We start from the raw sequence: 15363 nt of genomic DNA, 5'->3' as shown, positions 1-15363 counted from the left end.
AATTTATCTCCGGACAACGTCGGAATCGCAAATTTTCCTGACAACAATTTCACATCAAAAATCGTAATTCCTTTTCAAGTATTTTCCTCGCCCTGAATAATTTTACTTTAATATTCGAAGCACTTAGCCCTGTTATTTCTTCAATTTCTTTGACTGTATTTTCATTCAGGTAAAACAATGTAATCAGTAATGCTTCGGCATCCGGTAATTTCTGAATTGCTCTTTTAATATAAAACTGATACTCCTTTGCTTCAATCTGTTCTAGTTGGGGAATAGCATAATCATAAGAATTCTCATTGAAACCATCAATTGTAAACGAGTGAACTTTGCTTTTTTGCAGCTTCGAAACAGATATACGGTAAACAATAGTATAAAGCCAGGTTGAAAATTTTGATTTCCCTTCAAATGTATGCAGTTGCTGGTATGCTTTCACAAAACTTTCCTGTGCGGCATCCTCCGCATCTTCCTGGTTACGAAGGATTTTTAAAGCAATCGTATAAGCCATATCCTTATACCGGTTTACCAAATATGAAAAAGAAGATGGATCTCCATTCCTGATATTATGGATGTAGACGTAGTCTTCGGTTTGTTTCATTGGCTTTGAATAGCTTATCGCAGTTAGCTTATAGTTTTTGGCGAATATGAAGAGTAGACTGGTTTAGTCATTTCAGCTTTTTTGCTTAGACATGTTTTTGGTTAAGCTGGTTACAAATTTTCCGCATTTTTATTTTTTTTTAAATTTTTCTGCCAAATCTGTAACCTGTTTTCCAGTTCTGATGTCAAATGGGTGAAAAATAATAATACATTAAAAAGCGAAAAATATATGTCAGGGTTAGATGATTTTAAACACATAATTATTTCCGTTGCCTCTATTGCGGCAATTTTTGGGATTCTTTATGTATTCCTGATGACGCGTTATAAAGAACGCATGGCCATGATTGAAAAAAATGTCGGTGCTTCCTTGTTTGTAAGTAAAGATAACGGAGTCTCACCAACCCTTAAATTCGGAATGTTATTTGTGGGTATTGCATTAGGAATATTGATGGCAAGTGTGGCTCATACTTACACAGATCTAAGCATGGGCATTGCGCTGTTATCCATGATTTTTCTCTTTGGCGGAACAAGTCTGATCCTGAATTTTATTATTGAGAGAAAACTGGGAAAGAAAGAATAACAGCAGATACAGTTAATAATACTTCCGGAACAATCCTGAAAACCTAACGAATTATATTTTGTTTGCTCCTAAATAAAATATTGGCATAGTACCTTGCATAACAAAGTACCTTTTTATATATTTGTTTAGTCAAGAAATAAAAATTAGCCATGAAATAATTTAATCAGACCAGCGGTATCCTAACTATTTAGAATTATTTACGGATCAGCATTTTTAAAAGAGCATTTGCTCTTGACAGGATTTCTTTTGCCTTTTAAATCTATTAGCCATCAAAAATTTATGAAAATGAAAACATCCATTATTATTACTCAGTTGCTTCTCTTTTTGTTGGGATTGCTTGCATTTAGCAAAAAGACATGGGCTCAAATGCCAGCTGCGGATTACAAGATTACCGGAATGATCGCAGATTCTGTTTCACAAAAAAAGATGGATTTTATTACAGTGAATTTGATGACAGACAAGAATACAGTTGTCAAGGTAAGTTATAGTAAGGAAGATGGTTCTTTCAATTTTTCAGGATTGAAGCCGGTAAAATATTCAGTTGTCATTGTTGGGGTTGGGTATAAAAATAAAATAATTACTGCTGATCCGGTAAATTCCAACGGGCAGGTACTTGATCTTGGAATTATAAATATCAGTCAGCAAACGGTTGGTTTAAAAGAAGTTACAGTAGTTGCTGCAAGGCAGATCATTAAACAGGAACCAGACCGGATCTCATATGATTTGCAGGCAGACCCCGAAAGTAAGGTTTTTAGTGTACTGGACATGATGCGCAAAGTGCCATATCTTTCGCTGGATGCCGACAATAATATTCTGCTGAAAGGTAATACCGATTTCAAAATACTGATCAATGGAAAGCCATCCAGTATGGTGGAAAGAAGTTATAAAGAGATTCTGAGAAGTATGCCGGCGTCTTCTATTGAACGGATTGAAGTGATTACCACACCACCGTCCAAATACGACGCGGAAGGTTTGGCAGGGATTATTAACATCATTACCAATAAAAAAGCTGATAATGGATTCAATGGTTCGGTCAATGTAAATGAGCGTTTTCCGGTAGGAGGGCCAGGTGTTGGCGGATCACTGTCGGCGAAATCAGGTAAATGGGGCATGACGGGTATGGCAGGAGGAAGCATTTACAATACGCCTCAGACTTCCAACACCAACAGCAGGTTTACATTCGGTGATGAACCGACAAGTTTGATTCAAAACGGTACCACAATCTCCAAAAGCAAAAGCGGATATATTGGCTATGAAGTTAGTTATGAGCTGGATAGCCTGAACCTGATTTCAGGACAACTCAATTTGAATGGTAATAAATCAAACGGATCAGGCTGGCAAAATTCTTTGCTGAACAGAGAAAATGAAATATTACAAGGTTATCAGCTTTCAAATAATAATGATGGAAGTGGTAACGGAATGGATGCTGCGATCAATTATCAGAAGGGTTTTAAGGCCGATAAAAACAGATTACTTACCTTTTCATACCGCTATTTTCAATTCGGCAATAATCAGAATACCAATCTTTCAATAACCAATCGTGTCAATTACGAACTTCCTGATTACCGTCAGTTTAATGACCAGCATTTTTCGGAACAAACTGTTCAGGTGGACTACGTATATCCTGTAAAGAAATTTAATATTGAAGCAGGTATCAAAGTCATTATGCGGGATAATAAAAGTGATTTTCAATACCGCACGTTTAATTCTGAAACAGACGAATATGAGCTTGACCCGGTTTTTAGCAACAAATTCACCAATATGCAAAATGTATACGGTGCCTATAACACGTATCAGTATAATGCAAAAAACTGGGGCCTGAAAGCCGGGTTCAGAGTTGAACAGACAATCATGAATGCAGATTTTGTGTCAACGGATTCAAAGGTGAAGCAGAATTATTTCAATGTCATTCCTTCGGTTTCAGTAAACAGAAAGTTTAAAAATAAAGCAGGCGTAAATCTGGGTTATACACAAAGAATTCAGCGTCCGGGTATTTATCAGCTCAATCCTTTTGTGGATAAATCAAATCCAAATTTTGAACGAACCGGAAATCCTAATCTCCGTCCTGCCTTGGTAAACGATATGCAGTTAGGGTTTAGTTTGTCTAAAAAGGCTTCAATAAATTTTGGCCTGGGTGTTACCCTTTTCAAAGATCTTATTTTTCCGGTTTCTGTATATGATTCTACCACAAAGATTACGAGAACCTCATTTGGAAACACAGGTAGCGCAAAACTGCCGCAAGCCAATCTGAACCTGAATTATCCGATCACGAAAAAATGGAATTTTACTTTAAACGCAAGAGCAGCGTACGGAATAGTTGAAGGGATGGTAAATGGAGTTCTGATAAAAAATGAAGGTTTAATGTACAATTTTAATTTTTCAACCGGTTACAAATTTGAAAAGGAATGGCGTATCAATGCCAACTTAAATGCAAATGGCCGGGGTGTCAATTTGCAGGGGACATCTAATTCCAGAGTCAGCCCTTCGTTCAGTGTTAGTAAAGATGTGGTTAAAGATAAATTGTCGTTTTCTGCATCATTCAATAATCCGTTTACGAAATTCAGAAGAGACCACCGTGTTACTTCCGGCCCGGATTTTACTCAAAATGTTGACCGGCGGGATTATTTCAGGTCATTCAATTTTAGTTTGAATTACAAGTTTGGAAAACTAAAAGATGCAATTAAAAAGAACAAAAGGGAAATCAAAAATGATGATGTTCAAAGCGGGAGCTAATGTTTGGCTCCCGGCAATGATCTTTCAGGTTGTAGCTAAGCCGGCTCCAATGGATCTTTGATGTTCAGTGCAAATTACTTAGGCATTATGCACTCAGATTGCTTATCCTAACAGAAGGAGCACCGGAAAATTTGCAAAAAAACTTTGTTGTTTATTTATTTGAAAGATGTAAATTAGTTGAAGATCAAATTGCGGAGTTAATAAATTCCCTTCCTTTAATGTTAAAAGAAACGATTATGAGCACATTAGATATATTTGTTGAAAAAGGAAAAAAATAGGTGAAGAAAAAGGTATTCAGGAAGGTATTGAAAAAGGTAAGGCCGATATTATCAGAAACCTTCTATTAAATACCGACTTTACGATTCCAAAAATAGCTGCGCTTACAGGCGTACCAGAAAATTTTGTTTTTCGGGTTCAAACAGAAAATAAGAAGTAAAAATAATTTCTTATAAATTCCGGGCTTTCAAATTTCTAATCACCAAGTGTTCATCTCTGCCAAAAAATTTTCGGTTTCGGAAAGTTTTTGGCAGATTTTTTTACTCCAGTCTTTCTTACTTATTCATAATCTGCTGGATAACGAAAGATCAATAAATGCTATACTAATGTGGCCGTCAAAGTATTTGAGAAGTAAATACGTGTTGCTGTAAAAGAAATTAGATTTAAACATCATCTTTTATCGCCTGTTCATCGTAGGTTTGTCTCTCTTGAGTAACTTGGGTATGAAAGTTTTGCTGCGTTCATAGTATATTTTCTAATAGATTATGTAAGGTTAAGAAATAGAATATCGCTTTATTTAGTCAGGAGGTATTATATTTGATGAATATCTTTCGACTCTAAACATCCATGAATTTATTCAGGATCTCTATTTTAATTTTTCTTGGCGTACTTATTTTTGAAAGCCACTGCTTTGGACAATCCCGGATTTCAGATTTCCTCCCGCACGTTGACCTAGAGGCAGGTGCCGTTGTTTCACCAGATTCCGATACACCTTTCTGGATTCGTACTAATCAGTATGGCATCATTCCCGGCCATTCTCCATTTGGGATTATTCAGTTGAATTTATACAGGGATTATAAAAAACCGGATAGTATCTCGAAAGTAAAACGTAAGTTCGACTGGGGTTTCGTGGTCAATCCGGTGGTAACTTACGATAAAGAAAATAAAAGCCGGATTGTTATACCGGAAGCACACGTAAAGATCAGATTTAAAAATATTGAATTTTATGCCGGAAGAAAACGTGATGTGATGGGTCTGGGAGATTCTACATTATCTTCGGGCTTTTACGCGGTTTCCGGAAATGCACTTCCAATTCCTAAAATTCAGATTTCCACGGTAGGATACGTCCCCGTTGCTTTCCATAAGTTTCTTGCTATTAATGCCGGTTTTGCACACGGCTGGATCAATACACCGCCTTATATTTATGGAGCCCGGTTGCATCAGAAATATCTGTATTTTCGTTTTGGCAAGCCTGTTTCCAAAACGAAATTTTATTTTGGAGTTAATCACCAGGTAACATGGGCAGGCCATTCCGATTATCTGCGACGAAATCCTGACCTGGCTATAAACGGACAACTACCAAATGAATGGAATCTGTTTCCGTATGTTGTATTGGGTTACACACCTAAGAATTGGTTTAAAAAGGCTGGTTATACTTCTTTTGATAGTTACCGGATCGGTAACCATGTGGGAAGTTATGATGCAGCTCTTGAAACAAAAATAAATGGAGATAAGCTGCTTCTGTATTATCAGCATGCTTATGAAGACGTATCCAGCCTGCTGTTTAAAAATGCTCCGGATGGGTTATGGGGAGCCAATTGGCAATTACATTCAAATTCAAATCACAGTTTTAAACTTACACGCCTGACACTGGAATTTTTAACGACAACAAATCAGTCCGGTACTCAGTTTTACATTCCTGGCAGTATATATCAGGGCGCGGATAATTACTTCAATCACAGCCAGTATACCGAAGGTTATTCATATCAGGGTGCTACAATTGGTACTCCGTTCATTACACCCGGAAAAGACCTTGATCAGTCGAAACATCTGGCGCCACGTTTTTTTCCTAATAATCGCATTAATATGTTTTATTTGGGTGCACAGGGGAAATATCATGAATCTTTGCTGCTTACTTTGCGAACTTCTTACAGTCAGAATTTCGGTATGCCAGGCGATAGTTTTTCTCCATCGCGTGGTCAGTTTTCTTCTCTTTTATCAGCGCAGCTTTCTGTGAAAAACTGGTATAATACGACTCTCATTGCAAAATTGTCAATGGATAAAGGAAAACTTTTTAATGATTCTTACGGAGGTTATCTGGGTGTTAAAAAGAGCTGGTAAAGTGATGTTCACAGCCGGACAAAACTGTTCATATACGGACATTTTTTATTACTTTATATGTATTCTATTGGTCTGATTTATAGTTAGTTAATCAGGTATACGCACATCATTGATTACTGGCACAAATTTGTTGCAGGGTAAATAACGCGTTGGGCCTGCAGTGAAAATGAAAAAGTACTGTAAACCACCACCGATAATACTTAAATCAATTCAATTTGACCTTTTTCTCCAAACCTCAATAACATGAGCCATATCGCTATCCCGATTCCAAACTTGCCAGGCAAGCAGGACATCGAAGTTCAGGTAATCATTAATGGTTTGAAACAACAGCTGTATTACCGGGTCGAACTTTTTTATTGGGAAGACTGCACAAATCCTGTTGCTCACCGTGCCGACTGTATCAGCGAGATGCTCTCACATCATGATCCGGAATGGACTGTATACTATATTGGAGCGCCCAACGACGAGTTTGTACCCATCACCTTCGTAAAAAAAGAAAGCCGCAATTTGCTAAAATACGCTACTGCCTGATTCATAATTTCATTTCGTAGATCCGATACAGCCTATGGACATCTTTACATGTTCGTTGGCTGTTGCTTGTTGTATAAATTGTTTGGAAACCGGGATTTGACGGATTCATTTTATTTCTTTTCAACATTTACGCAACATTGTTGCATAAATAAAATTGTTGAGTATATATTTGCATCATTGTTGCATATAACTATATTCGTATGAAAAGGAATTTATTCAAAACATTACTGGTATTTACAATTGTTTCAGCATTGATTTCCTGTGACAAAGAGAAGGAGGAAGAAGTGATCCCGGTGGAAGAACAAACCGAATACAAATTTATCAGAGTACTGGTAAATGACGAATTGACCAATCAGATTTCCCTGGTCGACCCGGTTAAACTTTCGGTGGAATCATTTGAGGCAAATTATCCGAAATCTGCCGTGTACAATACCCAGGCAGGCCGTTTCGGGGCGTTGGTAAACAGTGCAAATAGTTATGTCCAGCTTTTTGATACCGGTTTTGAAGGTCACGGTGATCATGTGGATGTGAAAGGTACTCCAAAATTTGGAGCCTTGACCGGGGATGGTAACAGGCCTACTCATTTTAAAAGTAAAGGAGATGAGATTATTACATTCAATGACGGAGACGGCACTTTAAGTATTGCCAAAGAAACAGATTTCCATGTAAATGGTGCAAAAATGACGACCATCCAAACTGGAAATGCAGCCCATCATGGAGCAATGACAAAATTCGATAACGGCACTTATGCTATTACTGAAAAAAATCCGTCGCTTGCAGGATCTTTGCCGGAAACGGTCAGGATTATTGATGTGACAGGAAAAACACTATTTGCTTCAACCGTTGAAACCAAAGGAATTCATGGTAATGCAAGTAATGGTGCGGTTTCTCTTTTCGGGTCTTCCAGCGGAATACTAGTGGTGGAACCAACAGGTGCGCAGCGTTTGATCCCTCATCCGGAAACTTTTGGAACAGCCTGGTTCAGTTCTATTTTAGAAGCGAAAGGAGCGGGTAAATTTATTGGCTATTCTGCGGCAGTGGGTGCTTATATCATTGATGTAACCAATAGCAAAGTGATCCCAATTATCGAAAGCGCTGACCTTATTCAGGTAAAAATAGATTATGCCGGAAATAATCTGATCGCTTTTTTGCACAGTGGAGAAGTGAAAATCTATGACCTGGTAACAAATACGTTGAAAAAAAGCGGTTCAGTGGTGTCTGTGACTTCTAAGGATGAAACACAAAAGCCTCAGTTGGAAGCAACCTCAAAATATTTGTATATAACCCAGCCTAAAACCGGAGAATTATTACAGATAAGCATCGCTGATTTTTCCAAAGTAAATAGAATCAAAGTTTCTTCCACACCTTATCGTTTGAGTATTCTGGGCATTGAGTCCAATGAAAGTCATTAATTTTACTCAATATGAAGCTAAACTTTCCAGGTCTTTAAGAGCTGGAAAGTTTAGCTGTTTTTATTTATAGTTCCCTTTCAAAATACAACACACCTTCATAAGGATTGTAATTATAAGGAGTCGTTTCTTTAAAACCGAAAGATTTATATAGTCCTACGGCGGCCGGCATTTTCGGTCCCAGTGTATCCAGCTTTATTGTTTTATATTCCATTTCTTTCGCAACATCAATAAGGCTAGTCAGTAATGCTTTCCCAATTCCTTTGCCCTGATATCCCGGTTTGATATACATCCGTTTTACTTCACATGTACTTTCATTTTCAATTTGTCTCAAACCCACTGCGCCTATAAATTCTCCTTCACTTTCAGCAAGCAAAAGTGCCCCGGTTGCCTGCCCGTACATTTTCGGCAGTATGGTAAGCTCGTCTTCAAAGCTTTGAAAGGAAAGTGTAAAATCAAGGGATTCTGCATATTCTTTGAACAGAACAGCCCCCGCGTGGTATTCCTCCGGAGTTGCTGCTTTTATAATTCTAATCATTGGGTTTGTTTTAAATATAGGTTAATCTGTTTTTAGGCGTGGTTCGCTATTTACTTCTTAATTAAATCGCTGGCCGTCATTTCTTTGCTTAATAATTCTTTAAATAATTGCCATCTTTTACCGGGCTTATCATTGGTGCCACCCTGCCACTCAATATAGTTTTTGACCAGATCCTGCCCATAGTTGTAATTGATCACATAACTCCGGTATTTTTTTATAAATCTTAAATAATCCGTAGCTCCTTTACTGGTCAGCAGGCAATAGTCTGATAGCCAGCGTATTGCTTCCTGGTCTTTCATGGTTCCGTTTATCAATCCTCTTGCTACTTCATTCCGGGCATAATTAAGCTGTGATTTTAACTGTAAAGCCTTAAAATATTTGTCGGTACCTGTTGTATCTATTCCCGCAATTGGCAACAATACCTGTCTGCAAAAAAGCTTTTGTTGGTCTCCCGGAAAAGCAACAGAAATTCCATAATTAGCGCTTCCTTCGGCAATTAAAGATTGCGGGCTAAACAAAGGATACAGTGCAATTTCCGTATAGCCTTTGTCGTGATACAGATTTTTCTCAAGCAATACATTATATACATGGTGGCCCGGATAGCCTTCATGACAGGCAAGATCAATTGCTCTTTCAATAAAAATTGGCTGACTGATATTAATCTGGATAATGCTTTTGTATTTTCCCTGATACCAGTTGTAGCCCGACCACGGTTTGTCTGTTACATACTCCATCCTGAAAGATTCTTCCTTGGGCAGGTCGTAATGCAGTAAAGTCCGTTTCCTGGCCTCCGCAATGGCTGTTTTGAAAACAGTATCAATTTTTTCTTTGGGTATTAAAAAATGACCGGCAAGTTTCTGAAATCTGTCAGGGATTGTTTTTCCGGCTGGTAACGTGTTATCCAATTGGGATAAAAGAGATTTAAAATGCTGTTCTGAATAGGAAGGAGCAACGGCATCAAACAATTCTTTCGATTCCTGATCAAAAGATGCGGTTTCTCCTGAAAAAATTTTGATACGCCGCTTAAAAGCAGTCAGTTGGTGCGATAACCAAACCGCTCTTACACGAAGAGAATCATTTTTTGTGGTGGAAATGATTTTTTTCAGTGAAATTGTCAGGTTTTCACACTCTTTTAATAAACTGTCTTTGGGGAATACGGACAGTTTTGAAGTATCCGGTTTTAAGGAATCAGGCCCATAATACGCATCTACAAAGTCAGGATCGTATAGCCCGGCTTTCAATCCGGTCTTGATGTAGTTTTCAGATAGCAAGTTAATTTTCTCTGTTTCAGTCCTGTCCTGTTCTTTTGTGTTACAGCGGATCAATAGGATACTGATCAATAGCAGTATAAAGTTTTTCATCGTAATATTTTGTTCGTAGTAAAATGATAATGCTTCTACATCAAAATCCACATATTTACCCTTTTATGCATTTAATTACTCAAAATTGGGGAATAAATAGTTCAGATTGTATCACAATTTTATTGGCTGTACAAATTGTACCCAATTCAAAGCATATTTCATAAAGTAATAGGAGTTGGAACGATATTCGTATATGCGATCTAACTATCTTATAAGATCTTAGCTATCGAACTTTACATATACCCGTAAACTTAATTCTATCATGAATAATAAATCCTCTCTCACTGAAACTGAGTTGGTTTTAAGGTTAAAAGGAAATAACCGTGAGGCATTTGAGCTTCTTTATGACCGATACTCTCCTGCATTATATGGGATAATCATGAAAATTGTAAAGGACGAAGATAAAGCAGCGGATGTTATGCAGGATGCTTTTTTGAAAATCTGGAAAAATATGAACAGTTATAATTCAGATAAGGGTTCATTATTTACCTGGATTCTGAATGTAGCGCGTAATACAGCTATTGATAAGCTCCGGACAGATGTCAAAACTAAAAATATTCTAAACCTGGATTACGTAAGCGAAAATGATCTTGGAACTTCGTCAATATTTATTCCTTTACCGGCGACCATTGATTTACGCACAATTGTTGAGAAACTGCTTCCGGAGAAAAAATTATTGATAGAAATGGTTTATTTCCAGGGTTATACACACGAAGAAGTATCTGAAAAACTAAGCCTTCCACTTGGTACCGTCAAATCACGCATTCGTAAATCTCTTCAGGAATTAAGAAATATATTTGATGTTTCGCCACAGTTGCGGATGGCTGGATGACGACAGCTCATTTCTCAATGCGTTTTAAATCCAGGTCGTGAAAGTCAAAGCTAAAATCAGTGAGCGGGGAAATTGCTTCCATTTTGATTGCAGCTGGTTTTCCGTCTTTATCCGTTTGAAAATACAAATAAGCATCAGCATCAAAACTCCTGCGATCCCATTTTACAATAAAAGTATTGTTTTTATAAAAGAACACTTCCCCACTTAGTTTAGGTGCACGTTTTGAATCAAACCTGAATTTCCCATTTTTCTCACTAAGCTCAATATCACCAAACCAATTGTCGTGATACGTTCCTGCGAAAGCTTTATAATTTACTTTTGAAGTATTCTTTTGCTGTTCAGCAGCAATGTCTTTCCAGATATTACTGGTTATAGAATCTGCTTCGGCCAATTCCGATTTTGCTCTGTCACTGTAAACTTTGACAAGGTCAGTAGCCGGAATTCCCAGATAACTATTTTTAATCGTGTTGGTAATTGACGAAAAAGCCGAACCTGATTGCTGATTGGTAAATACAATAATACCCAGCTGAAGCTCAGGCAACATGGTTACTTGTGTCACCATTCCGGCCAGGCCTCCTGTATGCGTAACCTGCTTGTAACCTTTCACATCACTCAGAAACCAGCCAAGTCCGTAAGCGCTGAAATGTGTTTGGTATGGTTGAGAAGTGTTGGCAGGAATAATGGTTTGTGGCGACCACATTTCATTGTGTACCTTTTTACTGAAAAGCTGCTTGCTCATGTCAGTGCCATATTTGCCACCATTCATTTGCATAATTATCCACTTGCTCATATCGGCAACACTGGAATTGATCCCACCTGCCGAATTGCCGAACCTGAAAATATCACGGGGAATAACTTGTACCTTGCCATTAACAGCAGCGTGCGCTTCTATTGCATTGGATTTATCCTTTACCCGAAGCCATGAGCCTGCACTGTTATTCATTTGTAAAGGCAGCATCAGCCGTTCTTCAACAAATTCTTCCCAGCTTTTTCCGCTTACCCTTTGTACGACTTCACCTGCCACCATATACAACAGATTGTCATAATCATATTTGGTCCGAAATCCGGAAACTGGCTTCAGATACCGGAGGTTGTAAATAATATCCTTCATAGTAAAGTCGGATGAATCGGGCCAGAACATCAAATCTCCTGCTCCCAAACCCAGCCCGCTGCGATGTGTCAGCAAATCCCTGATCGTGAACTCTTCGGTAACATAAGCATTATACATCCTGAACTCCGGGATATAGTCGATCACTTTATCGTCCCATTTCAGTTTGCCTTCGTCATTCAAAATCCCCAGCGCCGCAGCTGTAAACGCTTTGCTGTTGGACGCAATACCGAATAAAGTATTTTCATCTACTTTTTGCCTGGTAATCAGCGAGCGAACACCATAACCTTTTGAGTGAATCACTTTCCCGTCTTTTACAACCGCAACTGCAATACCGGGGACGTCGAAAGTAGTCAGTGTTCTTTCCACAAGCTGATCAATCTGTGCGGATGAAATAGGTTGTGCAGCTGTGATGCCTGAGCGGATCAGGAAGGTAAAAACAATCAGAATCCGGAAGAATTTTCTCATTGGAGGTATTTTGTTTACATTCAATATTGAACAGCATTTGTTTACGATCATTAAAAAATGACCTGCTATTGCAATGTAAAAAAATCAAATCATTATCAGAAGTTTATATTCACGAATGTTTTTTGAAGTAGTTCCAACCTTTTGACTGGTTTTTTAATCAGTAATAAAAATTAGTGTACTGTCCATATTTTATCACAACAACTTCTGACCCAAAACCATGAAAATTTTACTGGTAATATTCGGTTTGTTCCTTTTTGCAGGCTGTATTGAGGAAAATCAAATTTCTGATATTGATGTTATAGAAACTGATGCTGAATGGAGTAACGGTATACAATACGACGGCTGCTCGTGGCATTTTTCAGTTTTACAAAAAGACAGTTCAATTGTAAATCTGGCTGCTGACGAAGCGTCTTTAGCGAAAATCGAAAAAGCCATAGGAACCATAGACGGATCCAATTACAATGTTTCCGTGCACATGAAATACAGCCTTACAGGCAGAAAAAAGGAAATTGAATGCGGCTGGGGAAGTAAAACCAGTATGGATGAAATTAAGGTCCGGGAAATAACGCGTTTATAAATTAAGAATATTTTTCGCTTCTTTCTCTGAATAATAAGGCCCTATTTCCGATTCATCTATAATCTCTTCAATCTGGTCTTCGGTTGCCGGTACTGATTTATTCTGTGTTTGCTGTGAAGCTGAAACTTCATGAAATTCAATTGTACCTTTTTGAGCAAGCTCGTTAAGTATATTTTCAACGGATTCCTGGTCTGTTTCAGTCAGGATATTTATCTGATACGTTTTCATATTTTTCTGGTAAGATTGGAGAATAGTTAAAAGTGGTCAAAAAATCATACCTAATATAGTTAATAAGTATTCTCTTTTATGGTAATGTGTTCGGAATCGGACAGTGGGTGTTATGTAAGTGCTTTACAGTCAGTATATTTAGCTATTGGTTTGCTTTTTTAGTACTAAAAACAGAAGTCGGATTGAAAAAAAATAATAGAAATAAAGCAGAGCATGCAACTACGACTTCATTTTTTACATCATTATTAAAACTTAAACTAATTAGCTCATGAAAAGGAAATATTTATTTTTAATTGCCTTTGCACTTTTTATTACCTCTGTTTCATATGCTCAGTCGTCCGAAGACAAACCTTATGTTTCCAAAAATTTCACCAATGCTTCATTAAGTGCACTAACTGTTGAAACTTCCGGCGGATCGATTGCAGTAACAGGCGGCCAAAATAATGGTTTTAAGGTAGATATGTTTGTTACACCAAATAATTGGAATGGTAAAAATGAATTGAGTAAGGAGGAAATTGAAGACCGCCTGGAAGATTATGATATTTTGATTGGTACGGAAGGAAATAAAGTAGTAGCGACTGCCAAAAGAAAGAATGGCGTAAAATGGAATAACGAAAAGAGCGTTTCTATTGGGTTTAAAGTTTATACACCACGGGCTGTTTCTACTAATCTGAAAACGAGCGGAGGAAGCATTAGAATTGCATCGCTCACTGGCGAGCAAAATTTTACAACCAGCGGAGGAAGTCTTAAAGTGGAAGATCTGGAAGGAAATGTTCATGGGCGTACATCCGGAGGCAGCATAGAAGTAACCAATTGCAGAAAAGATATCGAATTGGTAACCAGTGGCGGAAGTATCAAAGCAAGTGATCTGAAAGGCAGAATTGACCTGAAAACATCTGGCGGCAGTATTACATTAAACAGCCTGGATGGTGAAATTGAAGCTGTTACCAGTGGTGGAAGTGTAAAAGGGGACGATATCAAAGGATCGCTGAACACAGGGACTTCCGGCGGCTCTGTCCGGTTAGCAAATGTATCAGGAAACCTGAAAGCAAGTACAAGTTCAGGAAGTGTGGAAGTTTCTATGACTCAGTTGGGTAAATATCTGGATCTGTCAAGTTCTGCGGGCAGTATCCGTGTTACTATGCCATTGGATAAAGGCCTGGATTTAAACCTGAGAGGAAATAAAGTTAACATTCCATTGAAAAATTTTGACGGGAATGCTGAAAAGGACCGCGTAACCGGAAAAATGAATGGCGGTGGAATTCCTGTAACTCTTTCAGCAAGCAGCGGAAGTGTTTACGTAAATCAATAATTAAAAAAAACAGAAGAAATATAAGAGATTCTAATAGCCAAATGTTAAATAAAATAGTAGCAGAAGTGTCTTTAACCGGACACTTTTGCTGTTTTAATTATTTCGTTTTAAGCGACTAATATTATAAAGTGAACTTTGACGATATTTAATAAAAATTTTAATGGATTTTATTCAACTATTAAACAAAGGCAAGTATGAAAAAGGGATCAATTTCAAAAGGACTGATGATGGCATTGGCAATGATGCTGGTGTCGTCACTTGTTTGGGCACAGGAAGATAAGGCCAGCCGGCCAAGCCCACCTAAAACCGCCACGGGAAAAGTGGGAGGAGCAACGATTACTATCAATTATTCCAGTCCGGCGGTGAAAGGGCGTAAAATTTTTGGAGACCTAGTTCCATTTGACAAAGTATGGAGAGCAGGTGCCAATGAGGCTACTCTTTTTGAAACAGATAAGGATATAAAAGTGGAAGGAAAAGCGCTGCCTGCCGGAAAATACAGCTTGTATGTAATTCCTGGTGCAAACGAATGGACATTTATTTTCAATTCTGAAACAGGCCAGTGGGGGATCAAGCGGTCAGGGGAAACTTCGAAAGACGCTTCAAAAGACGTTCTTAGTGTGAAAGTAAAACCCGGCAAAAGTGCTTCACTGAATGAGCGTTTAATGTATGAGGTTACATCAAGTGGTTTTTCTCTTGGTTGGGAAAATACACAGGCATCTGTTTCTATAAAATAGTGCGCTTCTGCAAAAAAAGTT

Annotated in this window: 14 protein-coding genes; 9 read left to right on the top strand and 5 right to left on the bottom strand. The window is 38.0% G+C overall.

Annotated features, from left to right (window positions below; all coding sequences use genetic code 11):
* Positions 1 to 49 precede the first annotated feature (49 nt).
* Complete coding sequence (locus KZC02_RS10125; RefSeq protein WP_221393995.1) at positions 50 to 595, bottom strand: RNA polymerase sigma factor; 546 nt, start codon at positions 593 to 595, stop codon at positions 50 to 52.
* A 228-nt stretch (positions 596 to 823) separates the two neighbouring features.
* On the opposite strand from KZC02_RS10125, the gene KZC02_RS10120 reads away from it, so the two are divergent.
* The 5 genes from KZC02_RS10120 to KZC02_RS10100 all read left to right on the top strand — a co-directional run bounded on the left by KZC02_RS10120 (position 824) and on the right by KZC02_RS10100 (position 8187).
* Positions 824 to 1174: a DUF6249 domain-containing protein gene (locus KZC02_RS10120; RefSeq protein WP_221393994.1), complete on the top strand. Its 351-nt coding sequence runs from the start codon at positions 824 to 826 to the stop codon at positions 1172 to 1174.
* A gap of 285 nt (positions 1175 to 1459) precedes the next feature.
* Positions 1460 to 3907: an outer membrane beta-barrel family protein gene (locus tag KZC02_RS10115; RefSeq protein WP_221393993.1), complete on the top strand. Its 2448-nt coding sequence runs from the start codon at positions 1460 to 1462 to the stop codon at positions 3905 to 3907.
* A gap of 843 nt (positions 3908 to 4750) precedes the next feature.
* Positions 4751 to 6244: a capsule assembly Wzi family protein gene (locus KZC02_RS10110; protein WP_221393992.1), complete on the top strand. Its 1494-nt coding sequence runs from the start codon at positions 4751 to 4753 to the stop codon at positions 6242 to 6244.
* Between the two features lie 243 nt (positions 6245 to 6487).
* Positions 6488 to 6775 (top strand): hypothetical protein, encoded by a 288-nt coding sequence (locus KZC02_RS10105; RefSeq protein ID WP_221393991.1) that lies wholly within the window; start codon positions 6488 to 6490, stop codon positions 6773 to 6775.
* 200 nt (positions 6776 to 6975) lie between these two features.
* Positions 6976 to 8187, top strand: a complete 1212-nt coding sequence (locus KZC02_RS10100; RefSeq protein WP_221393990.1) for a hypothetical protein — start codon at positions 6976 to 6978, stop codon at positions 8185 to 8187.
* Positions 8188 to 8251: 64 nt separating this feature from the next.
* Here the strand turns inward: KZC02_RS10100 and KZC02_RS10095 are convergent, their stop codons facing one another.
* Together KZC02_RS10095 and KZC02_RS10090 are read right to left on the bottom strand one after the other, a co-directional pair.
* Entirely contained in the window at positions 8252 to 8722 is a 471-nt protein-coding gene (locus KZC02_RS10095; RefSeq protein WP_221393989.1) for a GNAT family N-acetyltransferase, read from the bottom strand.
* A gap of 50 nt (positions 8723 to 8772) precedes the next feature.
* Positions 8773 to 10083 carry a hypothetical protein gene (locus KZC02_RS10090; protein WP_229254138.1) on the bottom strand — a complete coding sequence of 437 codons (1311 nt, stop codon included), beginning with the start codon at positions 10081 to 10083 and terminating at the stop codon, positions 8773 to 8775.
* 262 nt (positions 10084 to 10345) lie between these two features.
* Here KZC02_RS10090 and KZC02_RS10085 point away from each other — a divergent pair, with 262 nt between their 5' ends.
* Positions 10346 to 10915 (top strand): RNA polymerase sigma factor, encoded by a 570-nt coding sequence (locus KZC02_RS10085; RefSeq protein WP_221393987.1) that lies wholly within the window; start codon positions 10346 to 10348, stop codon positions 10913 to 10915.
* A 7-nt stretch (positions 10916 to 10922) separates the two neighbouring features.
* Here the strand turns inward: KZC02_RS10085 and KZC02_RS10080 are convergent, their stop codons facing one another.
* Positions 10923 to 12491: a serine hydrolase gene (locus KZC02_RS10080; protein WP_221393986.1), complete on the bottom strand. Its 1569-nt coding sequence runs from the start codon at positions 12489 to 12491 to the stop codon at positions 10923 to 10925.
* 217 nt (positions 12492 to 12708) lie between these two features.
* On the opposite strand from KZC02_RS10080, the gene KZC02_RS10075 reads away from it, so the two are divergent.
* Positions 12709 to 13068 (top strand): hypothetical protein, encoded by a 360-nt coding sequence (locus KZC02_RS10075; RefSeq protein WP_221393985.1) that lies wholly within the window; start codon positions 12709 to 12711, stop codon positions 13066 to 13068.
* Here KZC02_RS10075 and KZC02_RS10070 read toward each other — a convergent pair.
* A complete protein-coding gene (locus KZC02_RS10070; RefSeq protein WP_221393984.1) occupies positions 13063 to 13296 on the bottom strand; it encodes a hypothetical protein in 234 nt (77 codons plus the stop codon). The genes KZC02_RS10075 and KZC02_RS10070 overlap by 6 nt on opposite strands.
* 268 nt (positions 13297 to 13564) lie before the next feature.
* Here KZC02_RS10070 and KZC02_RS10065 point away from each other — a divergent pair, with 268 nt between their 5' ends.
* Together KZC02_RS10065 and KZC02_RS10060 are read left to right on the top strand one after the other, a co-directional pair.
* Positions 13565 to 14608 (top strand): DUF4097 family beta strand repeat-containing protein, encoded by a 1044-nt coding sequence (locus KZC02_RS10065; RefSeq protein WP_221393983.1) that lies wholly within the window; start codon positions 13565 to 13567, stop codon positions 14606 to 14608.
* A gap of 194 nt (positions 14609 to 14802) precedes the next feature.
* Positions 14803 to 15342 (top strand): DUF2911 domain-containing protein, encoded by a 540-nt coding sequence (locus KZC02_RS10060; RefSeq protein ID WP_221393982.1) that lies wholly within the window; start codon positions 14803 to 14805, stop codon positions 15340 to 15342.
* The last annotated feature ends 21 nt before the right edge of the window (positions 15343 to 15363 follow it).

This window comes from Dyadobacter sp. NIV53 (genome assembly GCF_019711195.1).
Classification (GTDB): domain Bacteria; phylum Bacteroidota; class Bacteroidia; order Cytophagales; family Spirosomataceae; genus Dyadobacter.
Note: the sequence above shows the minus strand (reverse complement) of the source record. Positions and strands in the feature narration are given on the sequence as shown.